Raw genomic sequence first — 21,430 nt, forward strand, 5'->3', positions numbered from 1 at the left:
CGTCACTTCTTCTGCTTCTTCTTGTTGGCCTCGGCCAGCTGCTTGTCGAGGTCCTCGAAGGCCTTCTTGCTGCCGGCCACGAGCTTGCCGACCGATTCGATGGACTCGATGAGCCTGGTGCGGTAGTCGTCCCAGTTGTCGACGAAGTCCTCCATGGCCCCGGCGATGAGACCGGAGCCCCAGTGCTCCTTCATGTCGTCGCGGCGGTTCTCGATGTCCTCGAACGTCTTCTTGAGCTGGCCGAGCTTGCGCTCACAGTCCGCGAGGAAGTCGTAGTCGACCGTCAGATCCGGGTCGCCCACAGTGGCCCTTCCCCTCGCATGCGCTCTCGCTGTTCTGCTTTCAACGGTTGACCGCCTGGATCTCCTGTACGACGACCTCCTGGCCGTTCCCGAACGTCCCGTCGGGCAGATCGCCGCCCGCTCCTCCCGAGCCCGTCCAGGCGACCTCCCACGTGACCGTCGCCTGGAGGTCGAACGAGCCGTCTCCGGAGCTGCGGAGGTACTTGATGCCGCAGGGCGGGGTCCGGTCGGCCTTGCCCTTCGTGTAGGGCTCGCCGATCGAACCGTCGTCGTTGATCGCGCACTCTCCTGAGGCGGGGTAGGTCTCGGCGTCCGGCGTGCCCGGCTCCAGCTTGAGGGAGACCGGGGTGGCGGTGGTGGTCGCCTGGATGTTCACGCCGCCCACGTCGAGCGACGCGGTGACGGACACCTCGTCGAACTTGGCCCGGTCGAGCCAGGCCCACGTCGGCAGGTTGACCTTCGTCGTGCCTCCCGGGGCGAGGGTGACCGCGGTGTCGGGGACCTTGATCCTGGCGTAGGCGAGCTGGGCGAGGATCTCCGGGGTCACGGCGTTCTCGACCTCGGGGGCTTCCCCGTTCTCGACCCAGAACGTCTCGGTGTCGCAGGCGAAGGCGGCCGGGTCACCCGCTTCGGCGCGGTCGTCGTCGCGGACCGAGTCCCACCAGATCCCCTTGCCGGCTTCCTCCTTGTTGAAGTCCTTGTAGGGCTCCCCGTTGATGTAGTGGTCCTGGGAGAGCCGATAGGCCTCGCCCACTCCACTCGCGTGGGGTATGTCCCAGCGTTCGCGGAACTCGTCGGCGAACTCGTCCGGAGTCCACTTCGGCTCGTACCAGCAGGCCGGTGGGCTCCAGTCCTCGGCGGGGGTGAATCCCCCCGAGCCCTCCTTGCCGCCCCCTCCGGTCGAACCGGTGAAGACGATCCGTGACTCGAGAGTCCGACCCTTGTCCTTGTCGTTGGTGCCCTCGACGTCGAACTGGGAGCCGCCGGGGTCCTTGCCGACCGCGGTGCCGGCCGTGGCGAGCACGCACGTGGCGGCCAGCACCCCCGTCGCCGTCACGAGCCGGGCCTTTCTCACTGCACGCATGTCTCGCTCCCCCGTACAGAAGTGCCGTCCGTCGTACGCCAGACGCCCTGGTCGTTCTTCTCCAGCCGGGTGTTGTACAGCACGTAGGAATCGCTCGTGGCCGGAGACTTGTCGACCTTTCCGGTCTTTCGCTCCTTGTTGTAGGCCTTCGTCTCGTCGGCGCAGAACGAGACGCCCGCGGACTTCGCGTCGAAGAGTTCAACCTTGGGATCGAAGTACCGGGTGGTGCCGGTGTACGTGATTCCGGCGTCCAGCCACTTCTGCACCCACTTCACGGACGTGGTCAGCGCCTTGCCCTCGTAGTAGAAGGTCAGACCCGCCGTGTCCGTCCTGCCCTGCACGATGGCGTCGTTCATCGCCGTCTGCGCCCGTGCCGCGTCGGCGAGGACGGCGTCCTTGGTCGCGTCGCCCGTCTCCCACTTCTCGAAGACGTCCTTGACGTCCTTCGGCAGCGTGACGTCCGGGCGGTCGGCGGAGTCCGACGCGGCGGCGCTCGGCGCCGTGGCCGACGGTGAGCCCCCGGTGTCCGCTCCCGCGATCTTGTCACTGTCGTCGGCCTTGTCGTCCCCGCCGCCGCAGGCCGTCAGAAGCAGCGCTGCCGTTGCAGCGAGCGCGGTGGCAACGGGCAAAGAACGGCGCTTCACAGTGAGCTCCCCCGTGAGACAAAGATTCGGTCAAGAGGTCTGACGGTAGTCGGGGGGTTGTTGGTTTCGCCAGAGCGAGCTTCCCTGAGGAGAGGGGCAATGCCGGGCGTAAAGGGCGCCTGGAGGAAGCGGCCGCGTGGCCATGACACGCTCGTTAGAGTGATATCGGACACGCGAGGTGCGGTTGAGGGGCTGGGGGCACGGGGCAGACGACATACCCCGCACCGGCGGCGGGCCCGTGTGGTGGCGTGTGGACTGGGGCCGTTGGCTGCTGTTCAGTCTGGTGTGCGCCGGCGGCTCGTTGGGGCTCTCCTGGCTGGGACCCGTCGTGCCGCTCCCTGCCGTCGCGCGGGCGACAGGGCTGCTGCTTGCCGTCTTCGTGCTCCCACTGGCGACGCTATTGGTCCCGGTACTCGCGTTGCGGCGAGTGCCGCGCAAGAAGAGGAAGGTCGCCTGGCAGCTCATCGTTCCTGTGATCACCGGTGTCGCCATGGGCTTCCTGGGGACCGGCGCCGGTGCTCAGGAAGCCCTGGCGGACCGGGGCCTTCGGACCGAAGCCGTGGTCGTCGACATGGACGACAGCGGCACCAACCACTGCGACCTGCGCTCCGTCGACGGGCAGGAGACGTCGCTCTCGCTCTCGGAGGGCGACGGCTGCGAGGACTGGGTGGAGAAGGGCGACGAGACGCGCGTCCGGTACGACCCTGAAGGCATCGCCGGCCCGACCGCGGACAGGGACAGCAGTTCCAACGGAGGTTTGCTCGCGGTGCTCTTCGGGGCTGCGGTCGTGATGGGGACGTGGGGTGGCGTGCGGCAGAGCAGGTGGGATCGGGAGTATGAGGGGGTTTGACCGGGGGGGGGCGAGAGAGGAGCCACGGTCGCATCCGGGGGCGGGACGTGGTCGGACTGTTGCTGTACCTCGTGGTGGGCGGGGCGCTGCTGGTCCTTGGCGTCGGGGTACGCGGTGGTTCCCGCGTCACGTCGCGCCGGTGCTGTACGACCTGCCCGGTGGCTCCTGGGCAGTCGGGGGCGTTCTGGGGCTGCTCAGCCTGGTCGGGTGGGCCGGGGCGGTGTCGAGCCGGTTCGAGGGCCCCGGCGCGGCCCGTACGGGCAGGCTGCCACGCGCGGCGCGCGTCGTGGCCCGTGGCGTGTGCTGGGCTGCCGCGCTGGCGCCGTTCATCTTTCTGATCAGCGGCCTTCGGGGCAGGAACTGCCGCTCCTACGAGCCTGGTTGCGCGTACATCTCCGGTACCGGGCCGGCCGTGCTCGCAGCGAGGAGCGCCGTGCGCGGGAGCGGGAGCGTATGCGGAAGTTGTGGAAAAAGGGCAAGGGGAAGAGCCGCGCGGCCCGGGGTGGGGCTGGGGCCGGCGCTGGGCCCTGCTGGCGCTGACAGCTAGCAGCCCGCCAGGAGGGCCCAGCCCGCGCCGACCCGCGCCCCCCGCCACCGGCGACGCAGCAAACCCGCCCCGAGCAGCACCGTCGGCGCCGAGCGAAGAAGAGGGCCAACGGCCTCACACCGTCACGCCAGCTTCGCGTTCTGCGCCTTCACCACGGTCGGCGACAGTTGCGCGTCGCTCGGCCTCGCGTTTGCGATGGCCGCTCCGTCGACCGAGAAGTACACGGCGAGCACGTCACCGCTGCGTGCGGCCTGGGTGTGCACGCTGTGCGTGACGCCCCGGAACGTCAGCGTCGACCGGAATGCGAGGGATTCCTCACCAGCCTCCGCCACGGGCTTCTCGGCGGTGACGGAGTCGTACGTGCTCGTGTTGCCGTTCGCCTTGGCCGTGAAGCCGCCGGCGCATGCGTCCACTGCCATGGACAGGTCGGTCATGGTGGACTTGGCCCGCCCCGACTCGTACGTCGCGAGCAGCACGTACGTGTACGGCTTGTTGAGGCCTTCGGAGACGGAACGCGTGAGGTCGGCCTGCGGTTCGCCGAGGGGAAGTTGGTTCATGGCGTAGGCCAGCGGGGCACAGACGGGCTTCTCGACGGTGACCTCCTGCTGGGACTTGGCGAAGGCGTACTCGCTGTAGTCGGAGTTCGACACATCCGCGTCGGAGACCTCCATGCCGGAGAGGTCCGCCTTGGTGATCACCAGTTGCTTGAGCCGTTCCGCAGGTGACGCCTGCTTCTCCTGCGAAGCGGTCGCCGACGGCTTTCCCGCCAAGTCCCCGCCCGAACCGGAGTCCCCACCACACGCCGTGAGCGCGGCGAGGGAGAGCAGGGTCAGGGTGGCGAGGGCGGTCTTCGTGGCGCGGTTCATCAGGGGCTCCTTGGTGAGGGGAGGGGAGGAAGAGATGAGGGCTCGTGGCGGCAGGTCGGCGGCTAGGCCTCGTCCACCAGCTTCCGCAGTTCGAAGGAGAGTTCCGGCACCCGGGCGCCGGCCGCCTGCGCGTCCGCGATCGCCCGTACGTAGGTCAGCGCCTCCTGTCGCAGGCGCTCCTTCTCGTTGCCCTGGCGGCTGCCGGCCAGCCAGGCGTACAGGGCGACGGGCACGAGGATGAGCGCGGCGTAGCCGCCCGGCTCACTCGACGTCGCGGCATAGGCGGCGCCGCCACCGCCGAGGAGGAGCAGCAGGCAGCCCGCCTCGGTGTGCCAACCGCCCTCGTTGACCCGCCACTCGTACTCCGACACGGCGGCGGGCTTCGGCGGTACGGCGACGGGGGCGGGGGTCGCGAGGACGAGGCCGTCCGCCTGCCGTAGCTGGTCGGCCTCGCCGGATGGCTCGACCGGTGGATACGACGGGATCGGCGCAACCCCCTTCCCGCCCTCGGGCGACGATTTGCCCACCAGCCACGGCGGGATGTGCGTCAGTGGGATGCCGTGTGCGCGGGCGATGCCCAGGGTCTCGCGGTAGCCGGCCAGCGTGGGGTGGTTCAGCGCGCGCCTCCAGCGGGTGTACGCGTACACGACCAGGGCGGTGCCGACCACGACGAGGCACCCCGAGGCGGCCAGTACCGCGATCAGGCGGTGTTCGCTCAGCGTGCGGATCGTCGAAGCGACGAACGGCAGGAGCAGGCCCACAGTCAGCGCGAGGATCCCGAGCCATGCGGACGGGTGCCGACGCTCCCCTTCCATCGCCCGCCGCCGCTCCGCGAGCAACGCGCTCACCGCGCCGTCGTCCATGTAGTCGACCCCGTGCCGGGCGCTCACGGCGCCTATCGCCTCCGCGGCCCGCGGGTCCGCGGCCAACGCCGCGCCGTTCACTGGAAGAAGGTCCATCGATGCCCCCGTGATCTCTCCGTGCTCGCCCCGTCACTGATCCGAGCGAAGATCATGGCATGTCCGGTCCGCTCCCTCGTGAGTGAATCGTGCAGGCCTGATGGGCGCACCGTGACGAAGAGCACGCGGACGGTGCCCGGCGGTACCGCTCGTGGATTCGCGCGTGCACAGTTGGAGTGCCGTTCGCCGCGCGGTACTCAAGGGGGTTCCGTGGGTGCGAAGTTGCAGATGAGTAACGGTGGGTGGGGTGGCGGTACGGGGGGCGGGGACGCCTTGAGGGGCTTATGTGCGGCTGATACGGTGCGATGGCTTGACACCCGCCTCACTGCTGGTCATTCGCCCAGGTAGGACGGGTGTGTGAGGGGATGTCCCGGGGCGTCACCGGTCGGGTGGGCGCGGGTGGACTGTCCGAATGTGCAGATGATTCTGCGTACTTGGGTCGTCCTGGCTCGGGTGTGAACGTGGCAGACAATTTCTTGGTCGTACGGGGAGCGGTTGCGTGAAGATCCAGGAGCGTACGGGGGCGGGCGCGGGGCGTTCCGCGGCTCCGGCTCAGCCGTCGGTCGGTGACCGGCTTCCCAGCCCTCCTCGCGAGCGCAAACCGGCGCTCGCCGCGTTGGCGGTGCTGCTGATTCTGGTGGGTGCGCTGGGGGCCACGATGCTCGTGCTGCGGGCCGGGGACCGGGTGGAGGTCGTCAGGGTGACCTCCGACATCCAGGCCGGCGAGTCCGTGGGCAACAACGTCGAGTCCGTGATGGTGGCCGCCGACGACAGCATCAACTACATCCAGTGGACGCAGCTGGAAGCACTCAAGGACCTCAAGGCCAAGTCCACGATCTACAAGGACACGGTCGTGATGGGGCAGATGTTCGCAAAGCAGGAGCAGATTCCCGCGGGCAAGGCCTCCGTCGGTGTCGCCCTGAAGGAGGGGCAGTACCCGGCGGGCATCAAGTCGGGTGACGTCGTCGCCGCCTACCGTGTCGGAGCCAACGGCTCCAGCAACAACTCCGACTCCTCCGACAACGACGCGTCGTCGTCCGCCTCCGGTGGAGCGATCGTGCCGGACGCCCGTGTGAACGGCGTTTCCGAGGACAGCGACTCCACCGTGAGCACCGGCAGCAAGTCCCTCACCCTCCTGGTCGACGAGGCCGACGCCGCAGCCCTCGCCTCGGCCGCCGCCGCCGGCGAGGTCGCCGTCGTGCGCGTCCCCGGCAAGTAGAAGGGGCCCCATCCCATGGCCCTCATCGCACTGGCCGCCGACAAGGGTTCCCCCGGCGTCACCACCGCGGCCGTCGCCCTCGCGGCGGTCTGGCCGCGCCGTGTCCTGCTGGCCGAGACCGACCCGGCCGGCGGTGACCTGGTGTACCGGTCCGCCGCCGCGCACGGCGGTCCGCTGAACCCGAACACCGGCATGCTGTCGATCGCCGCCACCGCGCGCCGCGGCCTCGTACCCGACCAGCTCTGGGACCACGTACAGCCCCTGAGCGGCGGCCTCGAAGTCCTCGTCGGGCTCGGCATCTCCGAGCAGGCCGCCGGGCTCGCGGGCCTGTGGCCCACCCTCGGCCGGGCCTTCGCCTCCCTCGCCGACTCCCCGAACGCGCCCGCCGACGTCATCGCCGACTGCGGGCGCGTCAGCGGCGACACCCCGGTGTCGGAGCTGTTCCCGCACGCCGCGCTCGTCCTCCTCATCTCCCGTACCGAGCCGGAGGCCATCGCCCGCGTGCGCGACCGCGCCGCCGCCCTGTCCAACAAGCTGCACGGCGGCCCGCGCGGCGCCGCGAACGCCGGTATGCCGCTGATCGGTGTCGTCCTCGTCGCCGACACGAACAACGCCGCCAAGCTGTCCGGCCAGGTCAACGACATGCTCGTGCACGCCCAGACCGGCGCGCGCGTGGTCGGCACGATCGCCGACGACCCGGCGGGAGCGGACCAGTTGGCCGGGCGCAGGCGTGGGCGGCTGGAGAAGTCGCTGCTCATCCGCTCGGCCCGCAAGGTCACGTCGGACCTGTACCAGCAGTTCGGCGCCGCCTGGTCGATGCCCACCGGACCCACCGGACCCGCCGGACCCGCCGGCACCGGCATGTCCGGCCACGCGGGGGCCGGCCGATGACCGCTGTCGACCACTCGTTGGTCAAGCGGTTCCGGCAGGACGCCGGCGACCGCATCGCCGAGCAGCGCCGCCAGGACCAGGCCGCCGGCGTCACGCCGATGTCCACCGAGGACGAACGGCACTACGCGCGCGCGGTCATAGCCCAGATCCTGGAGGAGTACGCCCGCGCCGAGATCAACGCCGGGCGTACGCCGCTGGACGCGGAGACGGAGGAGGCGTACGCCGCCGCCGTGCACGCCGCGCTGTTCGGCGTCGGGCGGCTCCAGCCGCTGCTCGACGACCCCGAGGTCGAGAACATCGACATCAACGGCTGCGACCACGTCTTCGTCGGCTACTCCGACGGACGCGAGGCGCGCGGCGAGCCGGTCGCCGAGACCGACGAGGAACTCATCGAGCTCATCCAGATCCTCGGCGCCTACTCCGGTCTGTCGTCCCGCCCCTTCGACTCTGCCAATCCCCAGCTCGACCTGCGGCTGCCCGACGGTTCGCGTCTGTCGGCGGTCATGGACGTCGCCCGGCGCCCCGCGCTCTCCATCCGCCGCGCCCGCATGGGCAAGGTCTTCATCTCCGACCTGGTCGGCAACGGCACCCTCGCCCCCGAGCTGGGCCACTTCCTGGCCTGCGCGGTCCGCGCCCGCAAGAACATCATGATCGCGGGCGCGACCAACGCCGGAAAGACGACGCTGCTGCGCGCCCTCGCCAACGAGATCCCGCCGCACGAGCGGCTGATCACGGTGGAGCGCGCGCTGGAACTCGGCCTCGACACCTTCCCCGACCTGCACCCCAACGTGGTCGCGTTCGAGGAACGGCTGCCCAACTCCGAGGGCCAGGGCACCATCAGCATGGCGGAACTGGTCCGCCGCAGCCTCCGTATGAACCCCTCCCGCGTCATCGTCGGCGAGGTGCTCGGCGACGAGATCGTGACCATGCTGAACGCGATGTCGCAAGGCAACGACGGCTCTCTCTCCACGATCCACGCCAACAGCTCGCACGAGGTCTTCAACCGCATCTCCACGTACGCCCTCCAGGCGTCGGAGCGGCTGCCGATCGAGGCCAGCCAGATGCTGGTGGCCGGCGCGGTGAACTTCGTCGTCTTCATCCAGCGGCGCAACAACTTCCAGAGCGGCGGCCGCCTCCAGCGCGTGGTCACCTCGGTCCGCGAGGTGAACGGCGTCGACGGCCGCGTGCTGTCCAGCGAGGTGTTCGCCGAGGCGCCCGACGGCCAGGTCGTACCGCATGCACCCATAGCCTGCCTGGAGGAACTCATCGCCTACGGCTACCGGCCCAACGGAACGTGGGGGTGACGCGGAGATGGAGATGAACACCCTCGCGGCCCTCGACTCGCTCGGCTCCATGGGCGGCCTGTTCTCCACCACGGTCCTCTACTCGATCGGGTGCGGAGTCGCCGTCGGCGGCGGCCTCGCCCTGTTCCTCGTCGCCGTACGCGGACTTCCCGTCAAGCCCGAGCACGAGAAGCGGCAGGCGAGCGAGCGGGCCAACGAACTCATCCGCTGGGCGGGCCGGCGCGGCTCCCTCGCGGCCATCGTCGGCCTCGTCGTCCTGCTGCTCACCCGCTGGGCGGTGCTGGGCATCGCGGCCGGCGTCCTCGTCTTCTTCTGGGACCGCCTCTTCGGCGGCGCCGCCGAGGAACGCGCCGCCATGAAGCGGGTGGAGGCGCTCGCCTCCTGGACCGAGTCTCTGCGCGACACCATCGCGGGCGCCGTCGGCCTGGAGCAGGCCATCCCGGCCTCCGCCCGCGCCGCCGCGCCCGTACTCCGCCCCCACCTGGACTCCCTGGTCGACCGGCTGCGCTCCCGCACCCCGCTGCCCGACGCGCTCCAGCACCTGGCCGACGAGATCAACGACGCGTCCGCCGACATCATCGTCGCGGCGCTGATTCTCAACGCCCGGCTGCGCGGCCCCGGTCTGCGGCAAGTCCTCGGCGCGCTCGCCAAGTCGGCCCGCGAGGAGGTCGACATGCGCCAGCGCGTGATGGCGCAGCGCGCGTCGACCCGCCGCTCGGTGCAGATCGTCGTCGCGGTGTCGGTGCTGTTCGTCCTCGGCCTGTCCGTCTTCAACCGTGACTTCGTCGAGCCGTACGGTTCGCCCGTCGGCCAGCTGGTGCTGGCCTGCGTGTGCGGGCTGTTCGCGCTGGGCTTCTGGTGGCTGCGCAAGCTGTCGACCATCGAGACGCCGGAGCGCTTCCTGGTCCGGGACGGCTCGGATGTGCAGTTCGTGCGCCCGCGCACCCCGGGTCAGCAGGGCAACTCCGGTCCGCCGGGCCAGCCGGGTCAGCCCGCGCAGCGACTGCCGCAACCGGCACAGCCGTCGCAGGCGTCTGGGGACGAGGGGGTACGACGATGAACCTGACCATGCCGGTCCTGGTCGGCGCCGTCATCGGCCTGGGCATCTACGCCCTGGTCCGCGCACTGATGCCGAGCAGACGCAGCCCGATCCAGCAGGTCGCCCGGATCGACGCGATGCGGGCGCGCGGGGCGGCGTACGGGTCGTCGCGGGCGGCGCAGGACACCAGCCGCCTCGGCTCGCTGCGGGCCCAGGTCGGCGCACGCGTCGCCGAGCTGTACCTCCAGCAGGGCTGGGAGCAGCGCTCGCTGCGCGCGGACCTGGCGGTGCTGGACCGCAGCTGGGAGAAGTTCCTGGCGACGAAGGCGCTGCTGGCGGCGGGCGGTCTGTTCTTCGGCCCGTTCCTGTTCGCGATCGTATGGACGCTGGGCTTCGGCGACAGTCCGATCATCCCGGTCTGGCTGGCCCTGCTCTGCGCGGCGCTCTTCTTCTTCCTCCCCGACCTGGAGGTACGCAGGGACGCCGCGGAGAAGCGCCGTGACCTGAGGCGCGTCATCGGCGCGTACCTGGACCTGGTCTCCATGAGCCTGGCCGGCGGACGCGGTCTGCCCGAGGCCCTGATGGCGGCGGCGGAGGTGTCGGACGGCTGGGCGACCCACCGCATCCGCAACGCCCTGGCCGACGCGCGCATCACCGGCATCAGCCAGTGGCAGGCGCTGGGCCAGCTCGGCGAGGACCTGGGCGTCGAGGAACTCAAGGACCTCTCCGCCTCGCTCGCCCTGGTGGCGGACGACGGCGCGAAGGTCCGGGAGTCCCTGGCCTCCCGCGCGGAGACCATGCGCCACCGCGAACTGTCCGAGATCGAGGGCAGCGCGGGCGAGAAGTCCCAGTCGATGCTCGTGGCGCAGCTCCTGCTGTGCGCCGGGTTCCTGGTGTTCCTGATCTATCCCGCGGCGATGCGGGTGTTCCAGGTGTGACGCCAGCCGCAGGCCACTCCGAGCCGCTTCGCCCCCAGAACTGACACGAGAGGACAGAACTCACCATGAACGGACGGAACTTCCGCACCGGCACGACGGGCATCGTGCCCGTGGACTTCCTGATCACCTTCCTGCGGGCCCGCGTGGACCGCGCCCGCTCCGGCGAGCTGGACCGCGGCGCCTCCGCGGTCGAGTGGGTCATCATCTCCGCGGTCGTCGTCGCGATCGTCGGCGTGGTGGCCGCCATCATCAACGCCGCGCTCAGCGACGGCGCCAACAAGGTCGGCGACTGCATCAAGGGCGCGGACGCGGGCAAGACCTGCTGACCGGCCGAGGTACGGCGCTGACGGGGACGATGTGACGGGACGGACGGGGACGGGGATGCCGGGTGCCGCGCGCGGCGTACGCGGCGTGCTCGGCGGCGCCTTGGGGGGCGTACGCAGACGGGTGCGCCGCAGGGTGGAGACCGCGCGGGACGCCGCGGCCACCCGCGGCGACGACTCCGGCATGACCGCGATCGAGTTCGTGCTGCTCACGCCGGTGCTGTTTTTCATGATCTTCGCGACGGTGCAGTTCGGGCTGTACTTCTTCGCCGACCACGTGGCGCAGGCGGCGGCCCAGGCGGGCGCGCGCAAGGCCCGCGCGACGGCCGACGCCCAGCCCGGCGGCTGGCGCGGCGAGGCCCAGGACGTCGTCGACAGCTACATCCGCCAACTCGGCCCGCAGCTGGTCCTGTCCCCGGACGTGAAGCTGCTCCAGCCGGAACAGGACACGGTGGGCGTGGAGATCACGGCGCGCATCCCGACGGTGTTCCCGGGCCTCGACCTGACGGTGCACGCGCAGTCGATGGGCCCGGTGGAACGCTTCGTGCAGGAGGGCGAGAACTAGATGAACCTCTCCCGCATCACGCGGAGCCGCCGCCGGCCCGGGACGGACGAGGGCCTGTCCACCATCGAGGTGGTCATCCTCGCCCCGGTGATGATCCTCTTCATCCTGGTCCTGGTCGCCTTCGGCCAGTTGGTCGACGGCCGGGGCGCGCTCGACGGCGCGGCGAGGGACGCCGCCCGCGCGGGCTCGATCCAGAAGGACCACGGCACGGCCATCGCGGAGGCCAGGAAGGCGGCGGAGTCCAACCTCACGGACGTCTGCTCCGGCCCCGTCTCGGTCGTCCAGAAGAGCGCCGGCTTCGAACCGGACACCCTCTTCACGGTCGAGGTGAGCTGCGAGGTGCGCGGCCTGGCCTCGATCGGCCTGAACGTCCCGACGACCCTCTCGGCGACCTTCAGCTCCCCGCTGGACCCGTACCGGAGGACCGCGTGAGATCTCCCGTACGCGAGTGGCTCGCCGCCCGGCGCGCGCACCTGGACGACCGCGGCTCGGGCGCCGGCGCGGTCATCATCTTCGCCCTGGTCTTCCTCTCCCTCTCCGCCTTCGTCATCGACGGCGGCATGTCCATCTCGAAGCGCGAACGCGCCGCGGACATCGCCGAACAGGCCGCGCGCTACGCCGCCCAGGACATCGACCGCGAGGCCCTCTACGACGACGTGGGCGGCCCCGCCCCCATCAACTACGAGAACTGCGACGCCCGGGTCAAGGCCTTCGCCACGGAGATGGACATGACCGGCGCGGACATCGCCGCGACATACTGCGTCACGGCCGACGCGGCCCAGGTCGAGGTCGAGGTCCAGCTCACGTACTCCCCGGTCTTCACCGGCATGTTCTACGGCGGCGACGTGGTGGTCCACGGGCAGGCGGTGGCGGAGAACGAGGTGGGGTGACCCGGAACCGCGGTGGCGGGCGCTGACGTTGCGTGGAGGAGGAGAGCATGGGTGACCAGGAAGCCGACATCGACCGGATCCGGGAGTGCGCCCGGGCTCTGAGCCGAATCCGGGGAACGTTCGCCGAACGGGCCAATCCAGCGGAGGGGTACGGCGTCGGCGAGATCGGGTCGGAGAAGATCCTCGATGCCTTCGAGAAGTTCGGCAGCAACTGGAAGATCCACCGCAGACAGCTGACGGACGAGCTGGAGAAGCTGCACGGGGTCACCAAGGGCGCGGCGGACGCGTACGACAAGATCGACCACGAGCTGGCGGAGGCGCTGCGCCGCGCGGACCGGAAGGCGAAGAGCGGCAAGAAGGAGGCGGGCAGGTGACGCGTCCCGCAGCCCACCGCTGGGCGGTGCTCGACGAGACCTCCGACCCGATACCCGGCGATCCCGAGGAGGTGGCCCGGCTCGGCCGGCAGTTGCGCAAGACCGCCGAGGCCATCGAGAAGGAGGCCCGGGAGATCAAGGAACTGGCCTCCGTCGAGAACTGGAAGGGCAAGGCGGCCACCGAGTTCCGCGGAGCGGCCGAGGGCGCCGGTGACAAGCTCCGCAAGGCGTTCAAGCGGTACGACGAGGCCGCCGACGCGCTCGGTACGCGCGTCGTGGACGGGGTGTGCAGCACGGAGTACGCCTCGGAGCTGCACCGGGCTCAGCAGATGGCCGACAAGGCGTTGCACGACGCCGAGGCCGCCGACGAGGACGACCGCGCCGCGCAGCGGTCACTGGACGGGCAGCCCGAGGACGTACCCAAGGACGATCCCGACACCAAGAAGTACAAGGAGCAGCAGGAGAACGCCTCGTCGGCGCTGTCCGCGGCCAAGGAGGCACTGCGCGCCGCCAAGGAGGTCCGCGACGCCGCCGCGAGCCGGGCGGCGGACGCGATCCACGACGTCATCGAGAACGACGGTCTCAAGGACGGCTGGACGGACAAGTTCAAGAACTGGGTCCACGAGAACGCCGGCTGGCTCACCCAGATCTCCAAATGGGCGGGCCGAATCGCGTTGTGGGCAGGCGTGGCGGCGCTCGCCCTGGGCTGGATCCCGGTCATCGGCCAGGCCATCGCCGTCGTCGCCAACGCCGTTGCCCTGCTGGCCAGCGTCGTCGCCCTCGCGACCGACCTGGTGCTGGCGCTCGGAGGTGAGGGCAGCTGGAAGTCGGTGATCCTGGACGCCGTCGGCGTCGCCACCTTCGGCCTCGGACGCGCGGCGATGGCGGGTGCCAAGGGCGTCGCGGCAGGCAGCAAGACGCTCGCGCGGAGCAACCTCTACAAGAACGCCGTGGCCTCCGGAATGAAGACCAACAAGGCATGGAACCTCGCCAATCGGGGTGCGCAGGGCGCCATCCGCGGCAAGGACGCCGCACGGGCGATGGCCGCGATGCCCAAGGGGAAGCTGCCCACCTGGAGCAACCTGAAGGAGGGGTTCAGTCCCGTCTCCCTGTACCGCGACAGCGTCGACGGCGTGAAGTCCATCGGCAACGCGTTCTCCAGGCAGGGCTGGCGCGAGGGTCTCCAGGGCATGGCCGCGCCCCGTTCGGCGGGCACCCTCGATCCCGACCTGGCCAGGGCGGCCGCCGACCTCGACGGCATCGCACCCGCGGCGACGCAGATGCCGGCGGTCAGCAGCGCCCTGAACAACTTCTCCGGCCAGACCAATGTGTGGGCCGGTGCCACGGCCACGGGTGTCGCCGCCGGTTCCGAGGGCGCCTACGGCGCGGTCACGTCCCTGTACGAAGGGGCCACGGGATGACGCTGCCCCCCGAGCCCGCGCTCCGCCCGGCCGGCTCACGCGGTCCGGGACTGGAACGCTGCCGGGTGTCCCGGCTGTTCGCCGAGGACGGCGAGCTGGTGCTGCGCACCCGTCGCCGTACCCGGCGCCTTCCGGTGGGCGGTACGGGCATCGCACGGGCCGTCTTCGTGGACGTTCCCGGTGCGGACAAGGAGCGTATGGGGCCCCCGATCCCCGGCTCCTGGGGAGAACTGCAGCTGCAGGACCGGGACGGTGGTCCGATCGCCCGACTCGACGTGGAGCAGTGGCTGCCCGAGTCTCCGGTGCTGCCCAAACGATTCGTTCAGGGCGAGCACCTTCTCGGACGCTCGGGTGTGGCCTCGCTGCTCAAAGCGGCCGGCATTCCCCTGCACGTGGTCCGGGACAGAAACGATCCGCTGGTGGCGTCGGGCGGGGGCATCTGGCTCGGGCCGGGTGGCGACTTCCCGCTCTGGTACTGGGCGGTCCGCGCCGCCGCCGGGGTCACCTGGTTCGCCGCGTTCACGTTCCTCGTCTTCTCCGGCACCGCCCCGCTGTGGGCCGTACTCCTCCTGGCGTCCGCCGCGTTCGCGGCCCCGCTCACCCGGCTCGCCCTGCGCGCCTGGACGGCGCTGCACCGCGACCGGCACGCTCCAGTCGTCCGCGAGCGCGTCGCCCCGTCGCCCGCACCGGGGTGCGGTGCGACCGTCAGGTTCCGCCGGGAGACGGAACTGCGCGTGCAGGACGCGGATCTCGTCCTGCGGGACCTGGGCGGGCAGGAGTACTGGTTCCCGCTGACCGGGCCGCACGCCGTGCGAAGCCTGGCCCGGGTGAACGCCCACACCGGCACCCCGCTCGGGGTGGAGGTGCGGGGCCCGGGGGAACAGGTGCGGGCCGTGCTCCCGTGGGACCTCTGGTTCGTCGGCGAGTCGGGCGCCGAGGGCTGGTCCCGGCTGCGCCGCGCCGCCGGGCTGACGGTGTCCGAACGCCGCCTGGGCCCGAAGACGCACTGGCCCAAAGGGCCTGTCCTGGGCCCGCGGATGCTCCCGGAGTCGCCCCGTGCGGCCCGCCGCGTATCGCGCTTCCCCGGCACCATCGCCGGCGTCTCGTCGACGGCCGTCATGGCCTTCGCGTCGGCCTTCTCCGTGGTGCAGGGACTGGGGATCTCCGATGAGCACCCCGAGGCGTCACTGGCGGCGGTGCTGATGGGGGCCCTCGGCCTGGTCCTTCAGGCCGCACCGTACGCCGCCCACCAACTGGACGGCCGCCTCCGGCTCGACAGGCCGCTTCGGCCACTTAGGTCGCAACAGACATCCAGGGAGGCTTCCGGATGACGCCCACCGAGAACGACACGGCCCCCGCCGACTACCGTCTGCTGCTGCCCGACGGCTGGTTCCGGATCCTGCTCGACCCCGACATGCGGAACAGGTCCGTCGACGCCTTGGTGGAGCGCCAGTTCCACGGCATCGACAACGCACCGCATCTCAAGGAGGAGTTGCGCTCGGACCTGCAACGCCGCGCCGCCAAGGCGTATCGCAGCGGGGGCATCGAGCTCTACCTCAGTCTCCAGGAGGCGGGCCCCTTCACCGTGCCCGCCTCGCTGCTGGTCACGCTGGCACCGCTGCGCCATGCCGAGCCGCTGCCGCCCGAGGACCTGGCCCGAGCCCTGGCAGCGGAGGCCGAGCCGGGAGAGACACCGGAGGTGAGTGTCGAGGAACTGGCCGCCGGCGTCGCCGTACGCGTGCGCAGACGCACACAGCAGCCCTCTGCGGACAGCGACGCGAGCGCCGAGCACGCCTCCGTCTCCGTGGAATACCACGTGCCCGTGCCCGGCACGGCGGCTTTCCTCCTGCTCACTTTCTCCACGCCCCTGGAACCGATCGCCGATGCCATGGCCGGCCTCTTCGACGCCATCGCCGGTTCACTGACCTGGACGGAGTGACCACTGCCGTGACCGCCGACGACCTCTCGAACCTGGGCCTGGAGTGCTCGGAGGACTGGGTGCCGTTCCCCGTCGCCGGGACGCTGGACCTGGACTACTGGGCGAAGCACCAGGCGGCCGACCTCGCCGAACGGTACGAGCGCGACGGGGAGAAGGGCAGCACCCGGCTCCTGGCCCGCGACCTGAGGCGTGCCGCGGCGGACAGCCGTACGCGTGAGCCGCTGGGCGCGTTCGGCTGGTACATCAGCGGCCATCACACCGTCGCGGCCGTTCTCGAACTCGACGCGATCCGTCCGGACGGCACCTTCCCCGAGGTCACCCTCGAGTTGCTCACGCAGCACATGTCGGCGCGAGACTTCGGCGAGCCGGACGTCCGCCAACTCCGGCTGCCGCTCGGCGACGCGGTGCGCATCCGGCAGAACCTGATCGAGGAGAAGAAGCGCCTCCTCGGCCCGCGCCCCGTGGTGCGCACCCTGTTCTACGGAGTCCGCCCGGCCACGGCGGACGCTGCCGTCACCCTGCTGGCGTCCTGGACGGAGCCGGTGCTGGACGAACCGCTGGAGGCCGTCGTGGACGCCATCGCCCAGACCCTCCACCTGTGACGCCCGGGCCGGCCTACTTGCCGCCGCCCTTCCCGCCCCGCTTGTCCTCCGTCTTCACGGCCTTGTTGACCTGCTTGGTCAGCTCGTCGTCGAGCTTCTTGAACTCGCGGACGACAGCGTCCGACATGTCGCCGAGCGCGTCGAGCTGCTGGGAGATGTCCTCACGGCCGTCCTCCCAGTTCGACTCGAAGTCGCCGAGGGCGTCATTCACGCTGCCGTCGCCGATGTCGTCCTTGTACGACTCGAAGAGCTTCTTCGTGTGGTTCAGTCGGGTCTTGAGCGACCGCAACTGGCGCCCGTAGTCCTCCAGCTCGGTCAGCGGGATCGCGAGGTCGCTCTTGGCCATGCGCGAAGTCCTCTCTGCGGTCGGGTCAGACGAACCGGAACGTGCCGGTCACAGCGTCGAAGACGTCGTGGAACGCCTCCGCGAGATCCAGCACCGGGCTGGCCCCGGAGACGAGCACGACCTGGTCGGTGGTTCCCGGCACCGGGATGTACGTCTGCGTCAGCACCATACGAAGGGTACGACTGTCGCCCTGCGCGACGGGCACGTCCTCGACGCCGTACGTCCGGGCGGCCGGCCCGACATCCGGGATGTCGACGGTCGTCACCTTCCGCCAGGCGTCGCCCTCGCGGCGGGGGGTGATGGTGCGCAGGCTCTCGGCGATGGCGCGGGGGTCGGTGGAGAGGGAGGCGCCATGGTCGCTCTTGGCCCCGACGGTGGACACCGTGACGGTCGCGGACAGGGGTACGGCTTCGAAGTTCTCCGCCATGCACCCCATGTACTGAGCGCCTGACTCGTGTGCGTCGTTGGCCATCTTGCGGAGCATCGTGGTCAGATCGGCCCGGTACGGTGCCAGCTCGGGAAACATCCGTGAGCGCTCGTCGACGAGTCTGCGAATGGTCGCTTCGCGGCCTTCTGGGCGGATATCGAACTCCCACCACGTATCCGGGACGGAGAGAGAGAATCCGTCTGGCGGACTTGCCTTTGAGGTCATGAGTGCTCTTCTGCTGGAACGGTGATGGATCAGGAAAAGAACTTCCGGATGTCAGCCGGTGCCTTACCTTGCTTCCGCCACTGGGAGACGAGGTGTGCCGCCAGCAATTTGAAGTCCTCCACCGTGAGCGAAGTGGATCCGGCCGGGTTCTCGCCCGCGAGCTTGAACTGACCGCCCGGAATCGACAACTGCATGCCACCCGAGATATTTCCATCCCGATCTGCGAGGTCCACGGTTGCAGACTCCTCGTTCAGGATGAGGAAGGCTTCCGTGGTGCCGTCGACAAACGCCCGGTAGAGATGCGGAGACGTTCCATCTGACGTCAGCTTCAGTTGGAAAGAGTGAGCCATCGTCATTCTCCTACTCCGACCGGTCGCCCGTGACCGTCACGCGCTGCGGCTGCTTGGTCCCAAGTGTAGCCAGCGTCGATCGTGGCCTTGTGGGCAGTGCTGTAGCTCTGGTTTCCGGTGTCCCGCATGTAGTTGGACTCGTGTAGCTCGTGCCGCAGGAGATCGATGTCGGCAGGGTGCGGATTGCCGCTGTCGAGTCGCTGCCAAGCCTCTGCGATACGTGGATTGGCGTCGAATCTGGCCGTGTAGGCGTCGCCATAGCTGTCGAGGAGATGCTCCTCGTGAAAGAGATGATTCTTGATCTGTTCGACCTCGGATCGGGAGAACCCGTGATCGGCCGCAGTCCTGGCGATGTTGTCGATGTCGTCGGAACCACGGATTACATCGTATGCTTCATCCGCCCAGTCGGTGACGAAGTCCACGTCGCCACGTACGCGACGCAGGGATCCTCCCGTTTGTAGGAGACGCTCGACTTGTACCAGCCGCGTGACTCCATCGCGCATTCCCCGGAGTGAGGCCGCCAAATTCTTGAGGCCGCCGCCGATCCCGCCCATGAATCCGGCGCCGAGTGCCTTGAGCCCGCCCGCCTTCCACAGCTTGCCGAGCTTGGCGAGGCTGGTGAAGCCCTTCGTGGCAGGTATGCAGTCCAGGGCAGCCCATAGGAGATCACCCCAGCCTGCCTCGCCCTTGATGACTTTTCTTATCGTGTCCGCCATCACGACGAGCGCCGCCGCGAAGACCAGCCACCCCAGCGGGCCACCGACGATCATCACGATGATGCCGACGATCGTCACGACCCACTTGCATATGGTGACGATCTCGTCCCAGTTGTCGGTGACCCAGTCGCCGATCTCCTCCCACCAGTGCCGGTTCGGAATTCCGGCGTCGGAGGCTTCCCGGAGCTTGGTCACGGTTCGGCGGGCGGCGTCCTCGCGCAGACCCTTGGCCTGACCGGCGAGCTTCTTGGCCGCGTCCAGCGCGGTCTGCGCGCTCTCGACGTTCCGCTCCGCCGCCGCCTGGCGGGCCTTCGCGTGCTGGGCGTCGCGGGTCGCGCGGCGGACGTCGGCCTCGTCCGGCTTGGGGACGTCCTTGCCGCCGCTCTTGGCGGGGTCGTACGAGTCGGTCTTCTCCGTCGCCCTGCGGACCCAGTCGTCGGCGCCGGTCAACGCCGTCTGGGCGGTGGTGAGTTCCTCACGTGCCTTGCGGCCGTCGCGCAGCGCCTTGTCGGCCTTGTCCTGGGCGTCCTGAAGGTCGGGCCAGAACGACGTCAGCGCGTCGCCCGCAAGGTTGTACGACTTCCTCAGCTTGCGCAGCTTCTTCGGGGCATCCGCGAACTCCTCCGCGAACACGGCCGCGGTCTTGCCCGCCCAGGAGAGGATCTCCTCCTCCTTGGCGATGCCCTTGAGATCACGCAGTACGTCGCCCACGTCGTCGGCGAAGTCGTGCAGGGTGCCGGCGAGTTTGCGTATGCGTTGCGGGTCGCCCGGCGTCGGGTCGCTCTCCAGGTCGAGTACGTGCCAGTCCGTGGGCCTGTGCGACACCGTGTTCTCCCCGTACACGTGCGATGCGTGGTGTTCAGAACGCGCGTATGAACTTAGCGCACGTGTTCTCGGGGGTCAGGTGGCCGGTGTCTTGAGGCTTCGCACGAGTGCGGTGAAGGATGCGAGCGGGACGGTCACGGTGCCGTGGGTGGGGCTCTTGGAGTCGCGTATCAACACGCGGCTGCGCAAAGGGGCGATCTCCACGCAGGTGTTGCCGTCGCCGCCGCCGGAGAACGACGACTTTCGCCAGTGCGGAGTTTCGGTCGTGGATCGCCTCATAGTTCCTTCGTCAGCCGGTGGATGAAGTCTCGCGACGCCGTGGGGCTCAGCGACGCCTGCTCCACCTTACGGAACAGTGTTCGAAGCTGGTTCAGTTGTGGTTCCGCATCGATGAAGGCGGTGCCGGTGGGGGAGTCGCGGAGTGCGGTATCCAGCTGGGGCACGGGGCCGCAGGCTTGCATCATCGACGCCTCGGCGCCGGCGAAGCCGTCTTGATCGACTGGAATCACCCGTACGTTCGCGTGACCGTCCTCGATCTGCGCGAGGATTTGACGAAGCTGAGCGTGTGCCACCGGACGGTCGGCCACGCGGACCCTGAGTGCGAATTCGTGAACGATCGTGTCGTAAGGAGTCGGCTTGTCGCCCTCGATCACCGAGCGCCGCCGCATCCGGTGCTCCACGCGGGGGAGCAGCTCGCTGTCGGGCAGGCCCGGCATCATGTACGTGTAGACCGCGCGGGCGTAGTCGGGGGTCTGGAGCAGGCCGGGTACGTGCGTGATCACAATCTCGCGCAGCGCCGTCGCATGGTGCTCGACCTCGGCCGTGTCCAGGAACACCGGGGGAAGCACGCCCCGGTACTCCTCCCACCATCCACGGGTGCGGTCGGTGGCCATGGCCTCGAGTGCCTCGATCAGGCTTTCGTCCGTGCAGGCGTAGTGGGCCGCGAGCCGACGTACGCGTTTCGCGCTCACTCCGGCCACCCCGGACTCGATCTGGCTCATCTGGACCGAGTCGGCGCCAAGCAACTCGGCGGCCTCTCGGGCCTTCATGCCCATTGCCTCGCGGAGTTTGCGCAGTTCAGTGCCCAGTCGCACCCTGCGGGCCGTGAGATGTCTCTTCGGCGGCAACCCGACGCCTCCTGGCTTCAACTGTCCCAGTCGCGTAGCTCGTTCGAGGGGCAGAATACGGCAACGGCTTGCACCTTCCTAAAACTAGGAAATACCGTCGGTGACGTCGCGCACACCGTGTGACGTTGACGAGCGCCGGAAGTGCACCGCTTCGTCCTGCCCTGACGAGCGGCGATGCCACCGGTCGACGCCCCCCAACTCTCCAGGAGTTCACGCATGCCCGAAACCGATCCTGTCGACCCGGCCACCCCCTGGGAGTACACCCTGTACATCCCGAACGACCCACGCGCCGTCACCGTCTGCCGCCGCACCCTCCGTCTGATCCTCACCATGCACGGCCTCATCCGACTCGTGGACACCGCCGAACTGCTGGCCACGGAGCTGGTCTCCAACGCCGTACGGCACACCAAGGGGCCCGCCGCGCTGCGCGTGCGCTGGGCGGCCGGCGTGCTCCGGATCGGGGCGTGGGACGCCGATCCGGGACCGCCGGAGCCGCCCGGGAAGCTGGACGCGCTCACGGAGGCGGAGGAGGGGCGCGGGCTCGCGCTGGTGCGGGCGTGCGCGGACCTGTGGGGGTGGCAGCCGCTGGCCAGGGGCGGGAACCGGGGCAAGTACGTGTGGTGTGACCTCGTCGCGGCGTAGCGCGTTGATCACGTC

General features: G+C 69.8%; 27 protein-coding genes. 16 read left to right on the plus strand and 11 right to left on the minus strand.

Going from position 1 to position 21,430, the window contains the following annotated elements:
• Positions 1–2: 2 nt before the first annotated feature.
• The 3 genes from OIE75_RS21800 to OIE75_RS21810 are packed head-to-tail and all read right to left on the minus strand — an operon-like array spanning position 3 to position 2,030.
• Positions 3–302 (minus strand): hypothetical protein, encoded by a 300-nt coding sequence (locus OIE75_RS21800; protein WP_329471883.1) that lies wholly within the window; start codon positions 300–302, stop codon positions 3–5.
• 40 nt (positions 303–342) lie between these two features.
• Positions 343–1,386 carry a hypothetical protein gene (locus OIE75_RS21805; protein WP_329471884.1) on the minus strand — a complete coding sequence of 348 codons (1,044 nt, stop codon included), beginning with the start codon at positions 1,384–1,386 and terminating at the stop codon, positions 343–345.
• Positions 1,374–2,030, minus strand: coding sequence for a hypothetical protein (locus OIE75_RS21810; protein WP_329471885.1), 657 nt, complete (start codon positions 2,028–2,030; stop codon positions 1,374–1,376). Before OIE75_RS21810 ends, OIE75_RS21805 begins: the two co-directional genes overlap by 13 nt.
• Positions 2,031–2,280: 250 nt before the next feature.
• Here OIE75_RS21810 and OIE75_RS21815 point away from each other — a divergent pair, with 250 nt between their 5' ends.
• Positions 2,281–2,880: a hypothetical protein gene (locus OIE75_RS21815; protein WP_329471886.1), complete on the plus strand. Its 600-nt coding sequence runs from the start codon at positions 2,281–2,283 to the stop codon at positions 2,878–2,880.
• Positions 2,881–3,549: 669 nt separating this feature from the next.
• Here OIE75_RS21815 and OIE75_RS21820 read toward each other — a convergent pair.
• Both OIE75_RS21820 and OIE75_RS21825 read right to left on the minus strand, forming a co-directional pair.
• Positions 3,550–4,293, minus strand: coding sequence for a hypothetical protein (locus OIE75_RS21820; protein ID WP_329471887.1), 744 nt, complete (start codon positions 4,291–4,293; stop codon positions 3,550–3,552).
• A gap of 62 nt (positions 4,294–4,355) precedes the next feature.
• Entirely contained in the window at positions 4,356–5,252 is an 897-nt protein-coding gene (locus OIE75_RS21825) for a hypothetical protein (protein WP_307014402.1), read from the minus strand.
• A gap of 499 nt (positions 5,253–5,751) precedes the next feature.
• On the opposite strand from OIE75_RS21825, the gene OIE75_RS21830 reads away from it, so the two are divergent.
• The 14 genes from OIE75_RS21830 (at position 5,752) to OIE75_RS21895 (ending at position 16,757) form a co-directional block, all read left to right on the plus strand.
• The gene (locus OIE75_RS21830; protein WP_329471888.1) at positions 5,752–6,471 is read left to right on the plus strand and encodes a hypothetical protein; all 720 of its coding nucleotides are present in this window, start codon (positions 5,752–5,754) and stop codon (positions 6,469–6,471) included.
• A 15-nt stretch (positions 6,472–6,486) separates the two neighbouring features.
• Positions 6,487–7,362, plus strand: a complete 876-nt coding sequence (locus tag OIE75_RS21835) for a hypothetical protein (RefSeq protein WP_307014405.1) — start codon at positions 6,487–6,489, stop codon at positions 7,360–7,362.
• Positions 7,359–8,666 (plus strand): CpaF family protein, encoded by a 1,308-nt coding sequence (locus tag OIE75_RS21840; protein ID WP_161326768.1) that lies wholly within the window; start codon positions 7,359–7,361, stop codon positions 8,664–8,666. The genes OIE75_RS21835 and OIE75_RS21840 overlap by 4 nt, the downstream gene beginning before the upstream one ends.
• Before the next feature lie 49 nt (positions 8,667–8,715).
• A complete protein-coding gene (locus tag OIE75_RS21845; protein ID WP_307018065.1) occupies positions 8,716–9,726 on the plus strand; it encodes a type II secretion system F family protein in 1,011 nt (336 codons plus the stop codon).
• Positions 9,723–10,643, plus strand: a complete 921-nt coding sequence (locus OIE75_RS21850; RefSeq protein ID WP_161326767.1) for a type II secretion system F family protein — start codon at positions 9,723–9,725, stop codon at positions 10,641–10,643. Before OIE75_RS21845 ends, OIE75_RS21850 begins: the two co-directional genes overlap by 4 nt.
• Before the next feature lie 65 nt (positions 10,644–10,708).
• Positions 10,709–10,969, plus strand: coding sequence for a hypothetical protein (locus OIE75_RS21855; protein WP_031035077.1), 261 nt, complete (start codon positions 10,709–10,711; stop codon positions 10,967–10,969).
• A 55-nt stretch (positions 10,970–11,024) separates the two neighbouring features.
• Complete coding sequence (locus OIE75_RS21860; protein ID WP_329471889.1) at positions 11,025–11,531, plus strand: TadE family protein; 507 nt, start codon at positions 11,025–11,027, stop codon at positions 11,529–11,531.
• Complete coding sequence (locus OIE75_RS21865) at positions 11,532–11,963, plus strand: TadE/TadG family type IV pilus assembly protein (protein WP_329471890.1); 432 nt, start codon at positions 11,532–11,534, stop codon at positions 11,961–11,963.
• On the plus strand, positions 11,960–12,421 hold the full coding sequence (locus OIE75_RS21870; protein ID WP_307014408.1) for a TadE/TadG family type IV pilus assembly protein: 462 nt from the start codon (positions 11,960–11,962) through the stop codon (positions 12,419–12,421). The genes OIE75_RS21865 and OIE75_RS21870 overlap by 4 nt, the downstream gene beginning before the upstream one ends.
• 47 nt (positions 12,422–12,468) lie before the next feature.
• Positions 12,469–12,795 (plus strand): hypothetical protein, encoded by a 327-nt coding sequence (locus OIE75_RS21875; protein ID WP_329471891.1) that lies wholly within the window; start codon positions 12,469–12,471, stop codon positions 12,793–12,795.
• Positions 12,792–14,216 carry a putative T7SS-secreted protein gene (locus OIE75_RS21880; RefSeq protein WP_329471892.1) on the plus strand — a complete coding sequence of 475 codons (1,425 nt, stop codon included), beginning with the start codon at positions 12,792–12,794 and terminating at the stop codon, positions 14,214–14,216. The genes OIE75_RS21875 and OIE75_RS21880 overlap by 4 nt, the downstream gene beginning before the upstream one ends.
• A complete protein-coding gene (locus OIE75_RS21885) occupies positions 14,213–15,547 on the plus strand; it encodes a hypothetical protein (protein ID WP_329471893.1) in 1,335 nt (444 codons plus the stop codon). Before OIE75_RS21880 ends, OIE75_RS21885 begins: the two co-directional genes overlap by 4 nt.
• Positions 15,544–16,155, plus strand: coding sequence for a hypothetical protein (locus OIE75_RS21890; protein ID WP_329471894.1), 612 nt, complete (start codon positions 15,544–15,546; stop codon positions 16,153–16,155). The genes OIE75_RS21885 and OIE75_RS21890 overlap by 4 nt, the downstream gene beginning before the upstream one ends.
• Positions 16,152–16,757, plus strand: a complete 606-nt coding sequence (locus OIE75_RS21895; protein ID WP_329471895.1) for a hypothetical protein — start codon at positions 16,152–16,154, stop codon at positions 16,755–16,757. Before OIE75_RS21890 ends, OIE75_RS21895 begins: the two co-directional genes overlap by 4 nt.
• A gap of 13 nt (positions 16,758–16,770) precedes the next feature.
• Here OIE75_RS21895 and OIE75_RS21900 read toward each other — a convergent pair whose 3' ends face one another.
• The 6 genes from OIE75_RS21900 to OIE75_RS21925 all read right to left on the minus strand — a co-directional run bounded on the left by OIE75_RS21900 (position 16,771) and on the right by OIE75_RS21925 (position 20,773).
• The gene (locus tag OIE75_RS21900) at positions 16,771–17,103 is read right to left on the minus strand and encodes a hypothetical protein (protein ID WP_329471896.1); all 333 of its coding nucleotides are present in this window, start codon (positions 17,101–17,103) and stop codon (positions 16,771–16,773) included.
• A gap of 25 nt (positions 17,104–17,128) precedes the next feature.
• Positions 17,129–17,755, minus strand: a complete 627-nt coding sequence (locus OIE75_RS21905; protein ID WP_329471897.1) for a hypothetical protein — start codon at positions 17,753–17,755, stop codon at positions 17,129–17,131.
• Positions 17,756–17,784: 29 nt separating this feature from the next.
• The gene (locus tag OIE75_RS21910) at positions 17,785–18,105 is read right to left on the minus strand and encodes a hypothetical protein (protein ID WP_329471898.1); all 321 of its coding nucleotides are present in this window, start codon (positions 18,103–18,105) and stop codon (positions 17,785–17,787) included.
• A 2-nt stretch (positions 18,106–18,107) separates the two neighbouring features.
• Positions 18,108–19,646, minus strand: coding sequence for a putative T7SS-secreted protein (locus tag OIE75_RS21915; protein WP_329471900.1), 1,539 nt, complete (start codon positions 19,644–19,646; stop codon positions 18,108–18,110).
• 75 nt (positions 19,647–19,721) lie between these two features.
• Positions 19,722–19,925 carry a DUF397 domain-containing protein gene (locus OIE75_RS21920; RefSeq protein WP_329471902.1) on the minus strand — a complete coding sequence of 68 codons (204 nt, stop codon included), beginning with the start codon at positions 19,923–19,925 and terminating at the stop codon, positions 19,722–19,724.
• The gene (locus OIE75_RS21925; protein ID WP_329471903.1) at positions 19,922–20,773 is read right to left on the minus strand and encodes a helix-turn-helix domain-containing protein; all 852 of its coding nucleotides are present in this window, start codon (positions 20,771–20,773) and stop codon (positions 19,922–19,924) included. The genes OIE75_RS21920 and OIE75_RS21925 overlap by 4 nt, the downstream gene beginning before the upstream one ends.
• A gap of 216 nt (positions 20,774–20,989) precedes the next feature.
• Here OIE75_RS21925 and OIE75_RS21930 point away from each other — a divergent pair, with 216 nt between their 5' ends.
• Positions 20,990–21,415, plus strand: a complete 426-nt coding sequence (locus OIE75_RS21930) for an ATP-binding protein (RefSeq protein ID WP_307014426.1) — start codon at positions 20,990–20,992, stop codon at positions 21,413–21,415.
• The last annotated feature ends 15 nt before the right edge of the window (positions 21,416–21,430 follow it).

Origin of the sequence: Streptomyces sp. NBC_01723, assembly GCF_036246005.1 — a bacterium.
In the GTDB taxonomy this organism is placed as follows: Bacteria; Actinomycetota; Actinomycetes; order Streptomycetales; family Streptomycetaceae; genus Streptomyces.